The sequence below is a fragment of the Paenarthrobacter sp. NPDC090522 genome, assembly GCF_044769225.1.
GTDB lineage: Bacteria > Actinomycetota > Actinomycetes > Actinomycetales > Micrococcaceae > Arthrobacter.
This window is the reverse complement of sequence record NZ_JBIVXL010000012.1, coordinates 30,904-47,160: the sequence shown is the minus strand read 5'-3', so window position 1 is coordinate 47,160 and position 16,257 is coordinate 30,904. Positions and strand designations below refer to the sequence as shown.

At 65.9% G+C, this 16,257-nt stretch carries 13 protein-coding genes; 4 read left to right on the top strand and 9 right to left on the bottom strand.

The window, feature by feature from the left end; translation table 11 throughout:
- Window positions 1-7: 7 nt before the first annotated feature.
- Together ACIQT2_RS15985 and ACIQT2_RS15980 are read left to right on the top strand one after the other, a co-directional pair.
- Window positions 8-1,138 carry an AMP-binding protein gene (locus ACIQT2_RS15985; protein ID WP_402948263.1) on the top strand — a complete coding sequence of 377 codons (1,131 nt, stop codon included), beginning with the start codon at window positions 8-10 and terminating at the stop codon, window positions 1,136-1,138.
- Between the two features lie 61 nt (window positions 1,139-1,199).
- Window positions 1,200-2,078, top strand: a complete 879-nt coding sequence (locus ACIQT2_RS15980) for a 1,4-dihydroxy-2-naphthoate polyprenyltransferase (RefSeq protein ID WP_400272011.1) — start codon at window positions 1,200-1,202, stop codon at window positions 2,076-2,078.
- Between the two features lie 17 nt (window positions 2,079-2,095).
- On the opposite strand, the gene ACIQT2_RS15975 is transcribed toward ACIQT2_RS15980, so the two are convergent.
- Window positions 2,096-2,407, bottom strand: coding sequence for a DUF4229 domain-containing protein (locus ACIQT2_RS15975; protein ID WP_402948259.1), 312 nt, complete (start codon window positions 2,405-2,407; stop codon window positions 2,096-2,098).
- A gap of 87 nt (window positions 2,408-2,494) precedes the next feature.
- Between ACIQT2_RS15975 and ACIQT2_RS15970 the strand changes: the two genes are divergently transcribed.
- Both ACIQT2_RS15970 and ACIQT2_RS15965 read left to right on the top strand, forming a co-directional pair.
- A complete protein-coding gene (locus ACIQT2_RS15970; RefSeq protein ID WP_400337145.1) occupies window positions 2,495-2,866 on the top strand; it encodes a PLD nuclease N-terminal domain-containing protein in 372 nt (123 codons plus the stop codon).
- Between the two features lie 143 nt (window positions 2,867-3,009).
- Window positions 3,010-3,513, top strand: coding sequence for a hypothetical protein (locus ACIQT2_RS15965; RefSeq protein ID WP_402948257.1), 504 nt, complete (start codon window positions 3,010-3,012; stop codon window positions 3,511-3,513).
- A 10-nt stretch (window positions 3,514-3,523) separates the two neighbouring features.
- Here the strand turns inward: ACIQT2_RS15965 and ACIQT2_RS15960 are convergent, their stop codons facing one another.
- The 8 genes from ACIQT2_RS15960 to ACIQT2_RS15925 form a co-directional block, all read right to left on the bottom strand.
- Window positions 3,524-4,999 carry a dynamin family protein gene (locus tag ACIQT2_RS15960; RefSeq protein ID WP_402948466.1) on the bottom strand — a complete coding sequence of 492 codons (1,476 nt, stop codon included), beginning with the start codon at window positions 4,997-4,999 and terminating at the stop codon, window positions 3,524-3,526.
- A 5-nt stretch (window positions 5,000-5,004) separates the two neighbouring features.
- Entirely contained in the window at window positions 5,005-6,861 is a 1,857-nt protein-coding gene (locus ACIQT2_RS15955; RefSeq protein WP_402948463.1) for a dynamin family protein, read from the bottom strand.
- A 145-nt stretch (window positions 6,862-7,006) separates the two neighbouring features.
- The gene (locus ACIQT2_RS15950; protein ID WP_402948254.1) at window positions 7,007-8,368 is read right to left on the bottom strand and encodes an IniB N-terminal domain-containing protein; all 1,362 of its coding nucleotides are present in this window, start codon (window positions 8,366-8,368) and stop codon (window positions 7,007-7,009) included.
- A 167-nt stretch (window positions 8,369-8,535) separates the two neighbouring features.
- Complete coding sequence (locus ACIQT2_RS15945) at window positions 8,536-10,518, bottom strand: LuxR C-terminal-related transcriptional regulator (protein WP_402948251.1); 1,983 nt, start codon at window positions 10,516-10,518, stop codon at window positions 8,536-8,538.
- A 3-nt stretch (window positions 10,519-10,521) separates the two neighbouring features.
- Window positions 10,522-12,582, bottom strand: coding sequence for an Hsp70 family protein (locus tag ACIQT2_RS15940; RefSeq protein ID WP_402948249.1), 2,061 nt, complete (start codon window positions 12,580-12,582; stop codon window positions 10,522-10,524).
- A 140-nt stretch (window positions 12,583-12,722) separates the two neighbouring features.
- Window positions 12,723-13,784 carry a c-type cytochrome biogenesis protein CcsB gene (gene ccsB, locus ACIQT2_RS15935; RefSeq protein WP_400337135.1) on the bottom strand — a complete coding sequence of 354 codons (1,062 nt, stop codon included), beginning with the start codon at window positions 13,782-13,784 and terminating at the stop codon, window positions 12,723-12,725.
- Complete coding sequence (locus ACIQT2_RS15930; RefSeq protein WP_402948246.1) at window positions 13,784-15,502, bottom strand: cytochrome c biogenesis protein ResB; 1,719 nt, start codon at window positions 15,500-15,502, stop codon at window positions 13,784-13,786. The genes ccsB and ACIQT2_RS15930 overlap by 1 nt, the downstream gene beginning before the upstream one ends.
- Window positions 15,502-16,257, bottom strand: a complete 756-nt coding sequence (locus ACIQT2_RS15925; protein WP_400337131.1) for a cytochrome c biogenesis CcdA family protein — start codon at window positions 16,255-16,257, stop codon at window positions 15,502-15,504. The genes ACIQT2_RS15930 and ACIQT2_RS15925 overlap by 1 nt, the downstream gene beginning before the upstream one ends.

Here is a 16,257-nt window from a genome sequence, read left to right as displayed (position 1 = left end):
ACCTCCCTTGGACATTGATCCGATCCTCAAAGCACTGGCCGCTGCCCTCCAAGGCGAGGGTCCCGCCGTCGAGATCGTCACGGATGAAGCGGGCCGGCCGAGCGCGGTTCCCGTGGAAACCGGCGTCGAGGACGCCGCAGTGGTGGTCCGCACCTCCGGTTCCACCGGGACTCCCAAGGCAACCGTCCTCACCATCGATGCCCTCGCGGCGTCGTCGGTGGGTGCGGCCGTGGCGCTGCGCGGTGAGGGGCAGTGGCTCTTGGCGCTGCCGCTGCAGTACGTGGCCGGTGTCCAGGTTCTGGTCCGGTCCCTGTACGCCGGAACCCGTCCGTGGGTGATGGACCAGTCGAACGGTTTCACCCCTGAAGCCTTCACGGCGGCCGCGGAAGAGCTCACGGACAAGATCCGTTTCACGTCCTTGGTACCCACCCAGTTGCAGCGTCTCCTGGACTCCCCCGCCCCGGAAACCCTCGCGGTCCTGCGCCGGTTCAACGCGATCCTGTTGGGTGGCGCACCGGCATCGGCCGAGCTCCTCGCCGCGGCACACGCGGAAGGGCTCAACGTCGTCACCACATACGGCTCGGCCGAGACGTGCGGCGGCTGCGTGTACGACGGCGAGCCGCTGGACGGCGTCGAAATCCGCCTTGGCGAGGGCGAACTGGAGGGACGCATCCTGCTGGGCGGCGCCACGGTCGCGGCCGGCTACCTCGAGAACGGCCCCGAGGCCTTCTTCGAGGACGACGACACCCGCTGGTACGTCACCGGCGACCTGGGCGAGATGTCGCCGGAGGGCAAGCTCACCGTCCTGGGCCGCGCCGACGACGTCATCATCACCGGCGGGGTCAAGGCTTCCGCCGCGTACATCCAGGAAAAGCTGGAAGGGCTCGACGGCGTGACGGCGGCTTTCGTGGCAGGCGTCCCGTCGCGCGAGTGGGGACAGGCCGTAGCTGCGGTGGTGGCCGTGGCGGATCCAACACGCGAGGGCATCCGCGGATTCACTGCAAAGCGCGAGGCCGCACTGGGTGTTTTGGCCCCGAAAACCGTGCTTGCGGTCAGCGAACTGCCCATGCTCCCCAACGGAAAGCCGGACAGGCTGGCCATGATCGAACAGCTCGAAGCCCTGCATCAGGGACAATAGACAGGTTCTGCCTTTAACGAACCTGACTGAAGATCAACCCCCAACACACGAGGTACTGCACGTGGCGACAGCTGCACAATGGATTCAAGGAGCCCGGCTCCGCACACTGCCCGCAGCGATTGCGCCGGTCCTGATCGGCTCGGCTGCGGCCTTCGAACTCCATGCTTTCCGGCTGCCCAACGCGATCCTGGCGGCACTCGTTGCCCTGTTGCTCCAGATCGGCGTCAACTACGCCAACGACTACTCCGACGGCATCCGCGGCACCGACGAGGACCGCGTGGGGCCGCTGCGCCTGGTGGGCTCCGGCGTGGCCAAGCCGGAACACGTGAAGTGGGCTGCGTTCGGCCTCTTCGGCTTGGCCATGGTGTGCGGCCTTATCCTGGTGATCATCACCCAGACGTGGTGGCTCATCCTGGTAGGTATCGGCTGCGTCCTGGCGGCGTGGGGCTACACCGGTGGCAAGAACCCGTACGGCTACCTCGGACTGGGCGACGTCTTCGTCTTCGTGTTCTTCGGGCTCGTGGCAACACTGGGAACCACGTACACGCAGGCAGGGCAGGTCAGCCTGGCGGCGGTGATCGGAGCGATCGGCACCGGGCTCATCGCCTGCGCGCTGCTCATGGCCAACAATGTCCGGGACATCCCCACGGACACCGCCGCCGGGAAGCGGACCCTGGCGGTGCGTTTGGGTGACAGGCACGCGCGTGAAAGCTACGTGCTGATGCTCGGCGTAGCCATCCTGTTGGTGGTGGTGCTGGCACCCACCAAGCCGTGGATGCTGATCGTGCTGCTGCTGATCCCGGCCTGCCTCATGCCGGCCTGGCTCATGGTCAACGGGAAGAAGCGCAAGAGCCTTATCCCGGTACTGAAGCAGACGGGCCTGATCAACCTCGGCTACAGTCTGCTGTTCTCGCTGGGGCTGATCCTGACGCGGATCTGAATCCAGCCGGAAGGTCCCTAGACGGAACCCGGGCGCTTGTCATTGTTGATGGCAACGTCCGGGTTTTGTTCCACCAGGGAGTCCTCGGCAGCGGCGTCGTCCACTTCGCCGGCGGAGCGCAGCGGCTTGGCCCGGCCGGAGAAACGCTCACGCATGGCCCCTGTTGCGGCATCCCGCTGCTTCTGGAAAAACAGATAGCTGATGGCGAAGGCGATCACGCCGGCACAGACCACAGCCAGGATCGCACCCGTCCCCAAAAAGTAGAAAAGCACGAACAACGGCACGAAGAGCGCCAAACGGATCAGGGAATACTTCAGGAAAGCCACCATCCAAGTTTAGCCGCCCGGATGGTTGCACTCTGATCACGGCCTCCATGAGGGATCCAGCGAACGGCTTTCGGCGACTAGACTTGGTGCATGCTCCGCGTTGTTGGCGTCGTCGTCGTCCTGGTTGTGTTCGTGTACGCCCTTATCGATGTCATTCGCACTGACAGCCGAAGCACGCGCGGCATTTCCAAGCCGGCCTGGATCGTGGTGATGATCGTTCTCCCGGTGCTGGGTGCCATTCTTTGGTTCATTTTCGGCCGCCCCTACGGAAGGCCCTCAGCCAAGCCGGTCCGCAGCTACCCCACGGCTCCGGACGACGACCCCGAATTCCTGCGTAACCTGGAAGCCCGACGCCGGAACCAGGCTGAAGAAGAGCGGCTCAAGAAGCTCAAAGCCGACCTCGAGGCCAAGGAGCGCAAGCTCAAGGATTCACAAAGCCCTGACACAGACGAACTGAAGTAGGGAACATGGCCCAACAAGCTGATGAATCGCGGTCTCTCCAAGCACAAACCGGGACGCCTCTCAGCGGGCCACCTCTGAACACCCCAGCACCACCGCCACGCCCAGGCGTGTCCGTTTCGGCACCCCCACCGATTGCGGTCGCCGTGCGCCCGCCCGGCCCCGCCCGTTGGGCCCGGACCCTGTGGCTGGCCAGCTTCCTGGCGGGCTTCGGCGTCATCCTGACGGATTTCCTGGGCCGCAACGCTCATTTCGAACGCCTCAAGGGCGTCATCGGTGGGATGGTCCCGGACGGGGACGCCAAGGCACTCGACGGTGCCACCGCCGTCGTGTTCCTCGGCAGCCTGGGCATGCTCGCGCTGGTGACAGCCATGGAAGCCATCCTGCTGGCCGTCGTCTTCCGGCACCGCGGGTGGGCGCGGTGGGCGCTTGCTCCCGTGGTCCTGTTGCACGCTGTAGTGACGGTGGTGATCGCCGACTTCGTCATCGCTCCCGGCGCCGACGGAGTGCTGGCAACCTTCTTGCTCGCAGCGCAGTACATCCTCGCCGCGGCCGGCCTCATCCTCTTGTTCCTGCCGTCGGTGTCGGCGTGGCTCCGTCGTGGACGGACGGCCCCGCCGGTGACCCCGAATCGAGGGGGACGCGGCTAGGCGAGGGCGTTCATCGTCTGGCCGGAATCGCCGCGAGCATCCCTTCGCAACTGCGGATCACCACGCGGCATGCGCCCACGGCAGCCGGTGCCGTCAGCGGGTTCTCCGCGATCGCACGCCAGCGGTCCAGGCACGCCCGGGCAACGTCGCTGACACTGTCTTCGCCTGAATCGTCAGGGAGGCCCAGTCTCAGCGCAGCTCCCGTCCCGGATCCACCCACCAGGCGTTCGGCCTCGGCCGCTGCATCCGGGGCGAGCCCCACGCCGCTGGTCCGGAGGGCTGCCAGCAGCCTGAGTTCCCTGAACTCGTGCGCTCCCGCCTGGAGCCGCTCCAACGCCGTCACCAGTGACGTTGCGTCTTCCGGGGCTGGGTTTCGCAGCAATGCTTCCAAACCCACGACGGCGGCGCGCGCCTTGAGGGCCTCGGCACGGGTTTGGAACAACGAGGCGATGCTTTGGAGCAGTTGGCCCAGACCGCTCCGCCGGGCCAGCTCGTGGGCCAGTGCGGTTGGATCGTCGAGCCCGCCCCGAACCAGGGCAACGCCCAGCCTGATGCCGAAGAGACCGAAGCGTTCAATGAGCGAAACCCTGGTTTCCGCTGCGATTCCGGTGGGCTCAGTGGCCCGGACAAAGCGGTCCGCGGACAGCATGATCCGTTCCCATGCGGGCTTCCCAAGGCCTGCGAGAGACACCAATGCCTCATAGTCGCTTTGCCGCATGGTCCGGGAACTCTGCGCCAGCAGGCCCGCAACCGGTACGACGCCGAGCGCCAGGGGTTTCAGGTTCCCGTCGCGGCTGTAGCGGTCGGCGATCACTGCGGCGGAAATCAGGGAGTCGATCCTCCCGGCGCCGATCTCATCCGCCCTGGACAACACGGCAAGCGCGTTGACGGTCCCCGATTGCCCCGCCGCTTTGTCCCTGAACGATTCCAGGAACCGCACATCCGAGGCATGCATGTGGCGCATGAGATAGATGACGGCGTCGGCGGCTGAGGGCGCGTCTTCGGGCAGCAGGAAAGCCATTGACCGGCCTGAAACATCCTGGGAGAGTGACGCGATTCCGGGGGTGTCGATCAGGGTCAGGTTCTTCAGGCTAGCTGCCGGCCAATCCACCACCAGGCGCACCACGTCTTCGGCCTTGATGCCGCCCAAGGGGAACATAAGGCGTCCGTCCTCCCGGGTCACCGGCAACGGACGCGGTTCACCGTGCACTGGGAAGAGGGTGACACGCGGTGTGGGTCCGTGCCGGTACCACGTGACGATCCTGGTGCACTCTCCTGCATCGGTTGGCGCGATTTCCTCTCCGATGATCGCATTGAGGAGGGTGGACTTTCCGGCTTTGACCATCCCTGCCACGGCAATGCGCAGTGGCCCGGAGAGCCTTTCGTCGAGCTCGTCCAGCACGGCCATGGCGCCGGGATCTCCATGGAAGACCTCCCGGGCTTTGACGAGGAGCCCGGCAGCTTCGGCGATGCCGGAGTCCTCCATGGCCTTCATCCCGCCCTGACAGCGGACGGTTGGGCACTGGGTGAGACCCCGTCCTGGAGCGCAGCCGCGGCCTGGGCCAGCGCGTCCACCTTCTTGAGCTGGAACCGGATGTCCTTGATGCGCAGGTCCCGCTCGACGGCGAACGTCGCAGCGGCTTTCTGGGCTGCCGCCACCGAATCCGTCAGGGAACGGTGGTGTTCGTCCGCGATCTCGGTGAAATGGTCCCTGGTGGCCCGCTGAACCAGGCGCAGCCTGTCCTTGAGCTGCTTCCCCACTTGGAACACGACGTCGTCAACCTGTTTGCGGACCAGCGCTTTGGCCTCTGCCTGGCGGCGTTTGAGGCGCGCTTCCTTCTCTTCCCGGTACGCCTTGCGGCCCAGCAGGAGTCCGGCACCCACGGACAGGGGATTGATCAGGGCCATGCCGAAGATGCCTGTCAGGAGGCCGAACATCAGCACGCCGCCGTAAGAACCGCGCATTCCGATCAGCACCTTCTGGAGCGGGGCCATCCTTCCGTCCTCCATGGTGGGCATCTCGCTCACGGGATCCAGGACTCCGCCAGTATCGGCCACCTGGGTCAGCGGAAGGGCCACTTCTTCCTCGGAGAAGTGTTCAGCGACCTGGTTGGCGAGCCATTGGGCCCGTTCGCTGGTCCAGACGAAGGTGTCGGAGACGGCGGTCGCGGCGCTTTGTTCCAGCCAGAGGGAGAACTGTTCCCAGGCGGGTCCCGGGTCGCCTTGGTCGATGGCGTTCTCCGCCTCGCGTTGGATACGCCTCAACCGGTCCCGGAGGTCGTATTCCATGTCCGCGATGAGATCCCCGATCCCATCGTTCAGGGTGGTCTGCCAGCGGGCCGAACGCTTGCGCAGGGCATCTGCTTCCTGCTTTGCGGTTTCCAGGTCAGCGATCATTTGGGGCGTGCCGTCCGGGTTTTCCAAGGCTGCGAGCTCGGACTGCAAGGAGAGCCTCAGGTGCTCGGTAACGGACACGAGGTCGTGCTGCACGGATTTCTGCCGGATTGCTGCCGCCCGCCCTTCGATGGTGTCCCGCAGGTAGGCGATCAACGCGGGAAACCCGGACTCCTCGTTCAGCTCCCTGTCCTGCAGGCGTGCGGCCTGGAGTCGCAGTTCGGAGGAGACAGGCAGCAGCGTCATCTCCGGTGCGACGTCGGAGAGATGCTGGCGGTCGAGCTCTGCGATCTGCCGCCAGGCCGGGTAGAGGTCGGTCTTCGAGAGGACGCACAAAACGTTCGGGCTGACCCGCATGGCTTGCCGAAGGAACCTGATTTCCGGCTCGGTGTATTCCTGGGAGGCATCGGAAACGAACACCACCGCGTGGGCCGAGGGAAGGGCCGTCAACGTGGTCAGGGTATGCGAGGATCCCAATCCGCCCACGCCCGGGGAGTCCACAATCGTCAATCCACCGGCAAGGAGCTGCCGGGGCAACGCCACCTCAGCCGCAACCAGGTTCTTGGTATTCCCGGGGTTCCCGGCTTCCGAGACGTAGGCTGCGAGCTGGTTGATGTCCACCGGGCGGCGCTCCAGCTGCGGATCACCGGGAGGATTTTCCAGTGACGGCGTGTCCCCCTGGCCCGGAGTGTCCTTGGGGACCAGGACTGCAGCGGACGCGGGATCGCCGTGCTTGACCACCGTGGGAACCGAGGTGGCGATGTCGTCATCCACCGGGCATACCGGAGCATTGACCAGGGCGTTGATGAGCTTGCTCTTGCCTTGCTTGAACTCACCAACAACGATCACCCGGACGCTCGGATCACGCAACCGCCCGCGGGTTTGCTCCAGGCGTCGGCGAAGGTCGTTCCTCTCCCCCGCCAGTTCCATGCCCTGTTCCACCAGGGCGGCCATGCGTTCCGTTCCCGCCACAGTTGCTCCTCTGCTCCCGAACCTTCATCTTCAGAACCGGCGAAATGCCCGGCAGGTGGTTTCCCGCCTGCCGGGCACTGCTGGGGATTGCTTCCGGTCTGTACTTACGCCGCAATCAACTCCTTTGTCAGTCGATGTCCACGTCGTTCTTGGCCACCACCAGCGAATCGTCAATGTCGTTGTACTCGACGTCGAGCTCGTTGTCCGCAATGACGGTGTTGTCCTCGATGTTGGTGTAATCCACGTCGAGCTCGTTGTCCGCCACGACGATCGAGTCGTTGACCGAGTTATCCGTGTTCCCGTTGAACGAGTCATTCACCGAGTTGTCCGTGTTACCCGATCCGTTGCCGTTGAAGGAATCGGCGACATTCGTCGAGTTGTCCGAGTTGTCGCTGTTGTCGGTGACCGAGTTGTCGTTGTACGAATCGTTGATCGAATTATCCGAGTTGTCGTTGAACGAGTCCGCAATGGCAACGTTCGTCGAGTTGTCGGAGTTGTCCACGGAGTTGTCCGAGTTATCGGAGTTGTCGTTGTACGAATCGTTGGTCGAGTGGTCGGAGTTGTCCGTCGTCGTGGAGTTGTCCTCGTTGAAGGAGTCCCTGATATCCACGTCCAGGTCAACATCGGTGTTGTAGGAATCGTCCGTGTTGTACGAGTCCTTGGTCACCGAGTGGTCCGAGTTGTCGTTGAACGAGTCCCTGACGTCGATGTCCGTGTTGCCCACGTTGACTTCCCCGTCGCCGTTGGTGATGTTCAGCGAGTGGTCATCGGAGTTGTCGGTGTTCGTCGTGGTGGTGGTAGTGGTCGTCGTGGTGGTGTTGCCCGAGTCCTTCACGTCGTCGCCGGCCGCAATGGCGCCGTCGCCCGAGGCGATGACGGCCTCCTGGTTGAACATCTGGTTGACATCGCCGTTGGCCCAGATGTTCTGGTTGACGGACTGGTCGTTGATCGTGTCGCGGTCATCGATGTTGGTGGTGTAGGAGTAGTTGTTCACCACGTGGACGAGCTGCTGCACGGCGTGGGCGTGGTCGTCCCAGTCTCCACCGCCACCGCCACCACCGTGGCCGTGATCGTCGTCGTGGCCATCCCAACCGCCACCGCCACCACCGTGGCCGTGATCGTCGTCGTGATCATCCCGACCACCGCCACCGCCACCACCGTGACCATGATCGTCGTCGTGATCATCCCAACCACCGGTGTTACCGTTGCCGCCGTTGTGCTGCGGAGCAGGATGTCCCGCTGCCCCGCCCCCGCCCGTGGTGGCGTGGTTGCCGCCGGTGTTGTACTCACGGTCGAACGACGAACGCGCGTTGATCGGAGCGTAGTCCAGGACCACGGGCCGGACGGCATCCACATCGGCGGAGGAAACATGCCCAAGTCCGGCGGCGGAAAGGGCGGCTTCCGGGTCGCGGACAAAGTCCTCTGCGGCTTCCGGGTTGTTGAACAGGCTCATCAGGAACTGGACGAGCTGTTGTGCAAGTGTTGGCATGGGAACGCTCCCTCACATTCTGTGTTGGGTGGAGAACGCCCGGCGCCTTTGCCGGGCTTGCCTTCAAGCTATGGCCAGGGGGACGGCGGGGGCATCGGGGGCGGTCCCCCTACCGACGGCGCCCGCGTTAGGGGATCCGGCGCCGGCCCGTTAGGGGGTGGAGGGGGTCATGCGTGGGGTGGGTGCGCGTCGCCCAACGCCAAGCGCAGCCGGACCAGGAGTTCCGAGCGGTTCTCCGCCCCCAAACGCCGCCGCATGCGGGCCACATGGTGCTCGGCAGTCCTGGGCGAAATGTAGATCGCATCGCCGATTTCCCGGTAGGTCTTGCCCTCCAGCACAAGCCTGGCAACTTCCGTCTCGCGCGCACTCAGTCCGGAAGCCTCGGCCGTTTCGGGGGCCCCTATGCCCGCAGGTGGATCCTGGTGGGCTTCCGGTTGCGCGGCGCTTCCTTGGGGATGGATGTCCCGGGCGCACGCCAGCAGCTTCACCATGTCCCGGCGCTCATCGGCCCGTGCGGCCGCGTGACCTGCCAGCCGGGCCCCTTCCCATGGCATCCCGACGGCGGCCAACCCGCGGGCCGCTGTTTCGACGTCGGACGCCACGAAGCGCCCGGCGAGGACCGAGACCCAGGCTTTGCCCCCAGCGGCCAACATGGCCGCGTAGTGGCTGTGCCCGGAGGCGCGCACCAGCGCCGTGGCGTGCGGGGCCAACTCTGCCGGGTTCTCGCCCAACAGCGCCGCCTGGACGGCAGCCCAGTGCAACGGGACAGACCACAGCACCGGGCTCTCCAGACGGTCCAGCAGCTCCCAAGCGCCCTGCAGGTAGTGGGCCACGCGACCCGTTTCGCGCAGTCGGGCAGCGGTAATGAGCACTTCGCCCCACGGCAGCAGGCTGTAGAGGTCCACGGAGACGTGCATCATGGCTTCACGGGCGTGGTCCCAGGCCAGGACCAGTTGATGGACTTCGCCGCTTCGCCGCGCGAGGCCAAGCTCAAGGGCGGCTCGAAGGAACCGGTCCCTCGGCGCGAGATCCCAAGGGTTGGCTTTGACGGCCTCGTTGATGGCAAGCCTGGCGTCGTCCGGGTTGTCCTGTTGCATGGCGCACCACGCCTGCAGCAGGAATAACCGCGGCCTGGCGGTATCGCCACCCTGGGAGGCGGCCAGGGCGGCCCTCACCACGGTGTCCGCCACCGCCGGCTCGCCGCTATGCAGGGCGCACAGTGCGGCCAGGACGGCCGGTATCTCGGGCATCGGAGCAGCGACGCCCGCCGCGTTCATCATGTCCGAGGCCCGGATCAGCTCCGAGAGTCCCAGCTCCGGCGAGGATTCCAATGTTCGGCTCAGGCCGTCCCCCATGAGGGATAACGCCACAGCCAAAAGCGTGGGCGACCCCATGGACCCGCCATCTGCCAGGACGCCGTGCGCGCCCGCCATGTCGCCGGAGCCGATCATTGCCAAGGCGGCCAGCGGGGCTGAGGTGCCCATCCGTTCAGGACCCAGCCAACGGTATGTATCGGCACTGCGGGACAGCATTCCCCGCTCGGCCCATACGGCGGCGGCCACGTCGACGCCCAAAGCAAGCTCCGGCGGTTCGGGCAGGGCCAGCAAGCGGTCCACCAGGCGGCCCGCGGCGTCAAGGTCTCCGGTGGCCGCGGCTGCCTGTGCACGCCGCGCTGCCTTGGGCAGTTCCTTGGCTCCGGACAGCAAGGATTCCGCAAACAGCGTGGAGGCCAAACCGGGATCGGACTCGAGCGCTTCCTCGGCCGCTTCTTCGAGCTCTGCTGCTACCTGGGGGTGCCGCAGTCCACTCCGGGCAAATTCCCGGGCCAGCCCGCCCAACGGCCGGCCATCGGCACGGTAGCAGTCCACCAGCTCCCGCTGCAGCGCATGGATGATGGCGTCCGGGGTGCCGTTCAGGAGCGCATGGTGTGCCGTCCCCACCAAGGAACCGTCCGGAAGCAAAAGCCCCGCTTCCGTGGCAGTTTCCCTGAGGTGCTCCAGGTCCTGGCGTCGTTTCAGGGAAGCAGGCAATGGCGATGGCAAGGTGAATCCGACTGCCAACGCCAGGAGCAACTCCCGGACGGCCGCCGTCGTGCCTTCAAGGCCACGCCCGCGCCCCGGGGTTGCCTCAGTATGGTCCTGTTCCGTCATCGCCTAAGCCACCGCGGTCGGAGCAGGAGTTTCGCCCGGGATCGTCGCGGTTGGAGTTGGCGGGGGTGCCTGTTCCGTGACGGGTTCCGAAGGTACGGGGTCCTGGGTCGCGGGCGGCGCAGATGGCGGTGCTTGGGTTGTCGGCTCGGGTGCGGGAGTGGTGGGGTCCGGCACGGTGGTGGGTGGCGGGTCGGCCGGAGTAGTCACAGGTGGTTGGGTTGGGGTGGTGGTGGGCTCTGGAGCCGGCCCACTCGCAGCGACCCCGGTGGGGGTCGGCACCGGTGTGACGGTGCCTGGAGCAGGCGCGGACGTAGGCGTCCCGGGTGTGGAGGCGCCCGGCGTACCCGGTGCCGGAGCGGCCGGCCCGTTTCCGGCAGCTGGGGTCCCTCCGCTGCCGGCCGCCGGACCACCGTTCGGCGCAGCCCCCTTCTGCCCGGTTCCGGTGGCGGTCCGGGCCGTGCCCGTCCTGACGGAAGCGTCCAAACCCCTGCCGGCCTGGCCTGCGGCGGGCGCTTCCCCGGCTTTCGTGCCCGGGGCGCCAGCGGCCTGTCCCCCGCCCGCCTTCGTGCCGCCGTCGCGCATCACGTCGGATCCTTGGGCCGCGAACACGGACAACAACCCCGCACCCTCCGGAGTTTGGGCCGCAGTGGCGGTGACGATCGTCAGCACAGTGGCGGCGGCAGCAGCGGCAGCCGTCATCCTCATCCGGGAGCGCGGCGCGTGCCGCCCTGCTCTCGACGTGCCCGCTGCCGCCTGCTTGAGCGCGGACAGTGCCGTCCGTCCATGCCCGACGCCGGGACGCGCCACCGGGCCCACGCCCCGGGTGTGGTGGCCAGCCAGGGCGGTCAAACCAGCGGCGGCAGCCTCACTGTCCGCGGGTTGGCCAGCCGCCGTCAGTGCTGCGGAGCCGCCGGAAAGGGCCGGGCTCGCCGAAAGCGCCGGGCCGGCCGAAAGCGCCGGGCTGGCCGAAAGCGCCGCGCCGAGGCAAATGGACGACTTCGGATCGGCATCAACCGCGACGGGCCGTTCAAGCTCCGCTGAAACCAACTCGGCCACCAACGGGATACGCGACGATCCACCGATCAAGAGAACGGCCGTCAAATCCTCAGGTTCCACGTGGACGGCCTGCAGGCTCCGCCCCAGGGCATCCAGAGTGTCCTGGACCTGCGGCTCGATCATCGCCTCGAACTCGGACCGGACCAGCCGGATGGCCTGCTGCGTGCCCGGAAGCGCAACGGAAATGCTGGTTTCGCTGTCCAGGGAGAGCGCTTCCTTGGCTTCACGGCATTCCCTCTTGAGCCGGGACAACGCCGAAAGGGTTGCAGGATCGTCCGCGTCCAGGGCTTGGACGGCGTCTCCCAGATGCGCCACCACGTGACGCAAAACAGCGGCGTCGAAATCGGCGCCGCCCAAGGTTTCAATGCCGTCCGGATGGCCGATCAGTTCGAACCGGTTGGCTCCGGCCTTGCGGAGAATCGCGGTATCGAAAGTGCCCCCGCCGAGGTCGTACACCGCGATGGTGCTGCCGTCCTCCACCCTGGTTTGCGAGGCGTAGTGGAGGGCTGCGGCCTCCGGCTCGCTGATGAGGCGGATGTCCCCCAGGCCCGCCAGGTTGAGCGCCGCCAGAACCACGGATGTCCGGTGGTGGCCCCAGGAAGCCGGGTGCGTCATGACGATCGAGGAGGCTGGACCGCCCTCGCGCTCTTCGGCCTTGGCCACTACCCACCGGGCCAGGGCCGCGAAAACGTCCTCCGGTGCCAGCCAGCCGTCCCCCACTGACAGGGGAACGGAGTCACCGATGCGTCGTTTGAACTCCCGGACCATGCGCCGGGGATCGTCCAGGCCGCGCCGCTCGGCCGCTTCGCCCACAAGGACCCGGCCGTCCTCCGCGTAGTAGAGGACGGAGGGCACGGCGCTTCCGTGGAGTCCCAGGGGGAGCACTTCCGGCGCGCTGGTGGAGCCCTGGCCGGGCCTGAGCACGGCTGCCGCGGTAAAACTTGTCCCGACGTCAATGGCGAGAACATAGCTCATGGTTACCTCGAAAAAGAACATGGCATGGCGCATGCGGTCTTCATCACAAGCGGGGTCCACATAAGGTAACACTTGCCTTTGACAGGCGACAGCTTAATTTCGGGTTCCTGCCGGGCTCTCTCCAAGTGATAGTCGACTCGATGGAGAAAGCCCAGTTCAGGCCACTGGAAGGCCTACAGCCCGGAGTAGGAGTGCAATCCGTTGAAGACCGTGTTCACCAGGGTGAAGTTGATGATCACGCAGGCGTAGCCCACAATCGACAGCCAGGCCGCCCGGGTTCCGGTCCATCCCCGGGTGGCGCGGGCGTGCAGGTAACCGGCGTAGACAACCCAGATCACGAACGTCCAGACCTCCTTGGGATCCCAGCCCCAGAAGCGTCCCCACGCCTTTTCGGCCCAGATCGCGCCAAACATGAGGGTGAACGTCCAGCCCACGAAAGCCACCGTGTTGATGCGGTAGGACAGGTTCTCAAGGCTCAGCGCGTTGGGGACCACCCTCATGAAGGCAAGGTTGTCCCGACGGCCCGCGGCAAGGTTCTTCTGGCGGTACGACTGCAGCAGCTGCAGCGCCGACATGGCGAACGTCAGGGTGAAGAGTGCTGACGACAACACCGCGATGGAGACGTGGATGATCAGCCAGTAGCTCTGCAAGGCCGGCACCAGGTGGCCAACGGGAGTCCAGAAAGCCACCGAAGCGGCAACCAGCATGATGATGGCCAGGCCGATCACGAACGTGCCAAGGAAGCGCAGGTCGCGCCGGATCAAGGCGATCAGGAACACGGCCACGGCCACGAACGCACCGGTGGTGAGGAACTCGTACATGTTGCCCCACGGCACGCGGCCCGCGCCGAGCGCACGCGTCACAACGCCGGCGGCATGGATCAGCACGCCAAGGATGGACAAGGCGACGGCGACGCGCGCAGGTGCGCGTCGTTCGCCGCCATACTTCATGTCGCCTGCCGCAGTGGCTTCCGTAACGGTAGTGCCCGACGTCGGACGCTCGCCGCGGTCTGCCGGTCCGGCAGTGTCCGAAGCACCCAGGCCCACCCGCCCGGCGGCGACGGCCACTTTCCCGGCGGTGGCGCTGGCGGCCGCCTTCAGGTCGACGGCCCGGAGCGTCTTGCTGCTCTTCGCCAGGTCCCACGCAAACGCGATGAACGCCACAGTGTACGTGCCGGCGGCCAGCAGCATGAACAGCTCGCTGTACTGGCCCAGGGTTTCGTTGATAGCGGGCATTACTGGTCCTTCGGGGTTGGGGAAGAGACGGAGTGGGAAGATTCGGTGGTGTCGGCCACCCGCCATTCCCGGGCGAAGAGTTCGCGCAACGCGGCGGCCTCCCCGGCAAGGCGGTGGTCCTCACCGCGTGCCAGCAGGCCGTATTCCACCATGGTCCGGCCGTCCTGGTGGGTTCCGGTGCGGACCCAGACGCGGCGGCGTCCCACGTACAGGGACAAGACAAGGCCGCCCACCGCAAGCAGGCCGAAGATCAGGGCGTACAACTGACCGGGGTTGTGGTGGATGTCCACGCCCACGTACTTCTTGACACTGTCAAAAGTGATGCTTCCCTTGCCCTCGGGCAGCGTGGCCGTCTGGCCCAACGCCAGGACAATGCCGCCGGCCTCGAGTTTCCGGCCGTTCAGCTGCGTCAGGTCCTTCACGTCCAGCTCAAAGACGTTCTGGGGCGTGCCCTTGTCCAGGCCCAGGTCTCCAAAATAGGAGTCCAGGTTCAACTGCGGGTTGGCCAGTGCCGGGTCCGCGCTGAACGAGATTCCCTGCTCGGTTTCGAAGGCCGTGGGCAGGAAGAACCCGTTGAAGCCGAGCTGGTCCGGCTTGCCGTCCGGGACCTTGATGACCACCGATGAGTAGTAGTTGGCGCCCTGGACCTTCGCAGTGACCGGGCCCTGGAAGGCGATATTGCCGTCACCGTCGCGGACAGTGACCACCGGCGCATAGCCGTTGCCCGTGAGGTACAGGCTTGTCCCGCCCAAGGAAATGGGGTCGTTGACCTTCAGCACTTCCTTTTGCTCCGGGGCATCAGGGTTTTCCTTGGTGGTCACCTCGGCCGTGTAGTCGATCGGCTGGCCGGTTTTGTTGGGCGATTCCCTGTCGAAGGTCGCCTGGAACTTGTCCAACCGGACCGAGTACGGCTGCAGCCAGGCGCTTTGGAAGTTGGTACCCGGCGAGAACTGGTCGTAGCCCACCAAGGTGTTGACGAACGTTTCACCCTCCACCAGGATCCGCTGGCCGCTGTAGCCGAACAGGCCGCCGATGGCCACGGAGACCAGCACGCCGATCAGCGAGGTGTGGAATACCAGGTTGCCGACTTCCTTCATGAAGCCGCGCTCGGCACCGACGCTCGGCAGCGCGCCGTCGGCGTCCCGCACCTCAACCCGGTAGCCGCGCTTCTTGAGCAGCCCGGCGGCATCGGTGATGGCCTTCGACGCCGGGATCCCGGCGTCGGCGGGCAGCGCCAGGGTGCCGTACTCCGGCAGCCGGGACAAACGCTTGGGCGTGCGCGGCGGCTGTGACTTCATCGCCTTGTAATGCGCAATGGCACGCGGAGTGACGCAACCGATCAGCGAGATGAAAAGCAGGAGGTAGATGGCCGAGAACCACGCCGACGAGTACACGTCGAACATCTGGAGGGCATCAAGGAAAGGCCCGAAGGTGGGGTTGTTCTTGATCCAGTCCGTGACGGTGACCGGGTTGGCCGGACGCTGCGGAAACAGCGAACCCGGCACTGCCGCAATGGCCAGCAGGAGCAGGAGGAACAGCGCGGTCCGCATGCTGGTGAGCTGGGTCCAGGCCCACCGGAGCATGCCCAGGATGCCCAGGGTGGGCAGTGCGGCATCGGACTTGGCCTTTTTCAGCTTGTCCTCGCCGGGGTTGCCTGTGGTCAGGCCTGTGTCACTGCCTTTGGCGGCGTTCTTCTTGGATTTCACGGACTCGCTCATCAGATCGGCAACTTCACATCGGTTTGGAACCAGTACTGCAACTCGGTCACCCAGTGGCCCCACACGCCGGTGGCCATCAGGATGCCGAGCAGAATCAAAATGCCGCCGCCTACCCGCTGGATCGCCAGGCGGTGTGTACGGAAGAAGGACATCACGCCCATGCCGCGGCGGACGGCCAGGGCAATCAGCAGGAAGGGCACCCCCAGTCCCAAGCTGTACACGAACGCCAACAGCGCGCCCTTCGCAGCCGAGGATCCCCCGGACATGCTCAGCAACTGCACTGCGGAGTACGTCGGCCCAATGCACGGCGCCCAACCCAGCCCGAACGTCAGCCCCAGCAGAGGAGCGCCCCACAGGCCGGCGGGCGGTTTGGCGTGGATCTTGGCGTCGCGTTGGAACCACGCGAACCCGCCCATGAAGACGATGCCCATGATGATCACCAGGACGCCCAGCAACTGCGTGATCCAGGCGTTCTGCGGTCCCGTAAGCAGCGTGCCCAGTTGGCCGAAGGCGCCGCCCAGCAAAACGAAAATCACCGAGAAACCAAGGACGAACAGGCCAATGCCCACCAGCATGCGGCCCCGCCGCTGCTTCTGGAGGTCAACCCCGCTCAACCCGGTGACGTAGCCAAGATAACCGGGCACCAGCGGGAGGACGCACGGAGAGAGGAAGGAAACGAGCCCCGCCAACAAGGCCACTGGCACGGCCAGGAGCAATGATCCGTTGAGGATGGTCTCGGCAAAGGGACTGTTCAT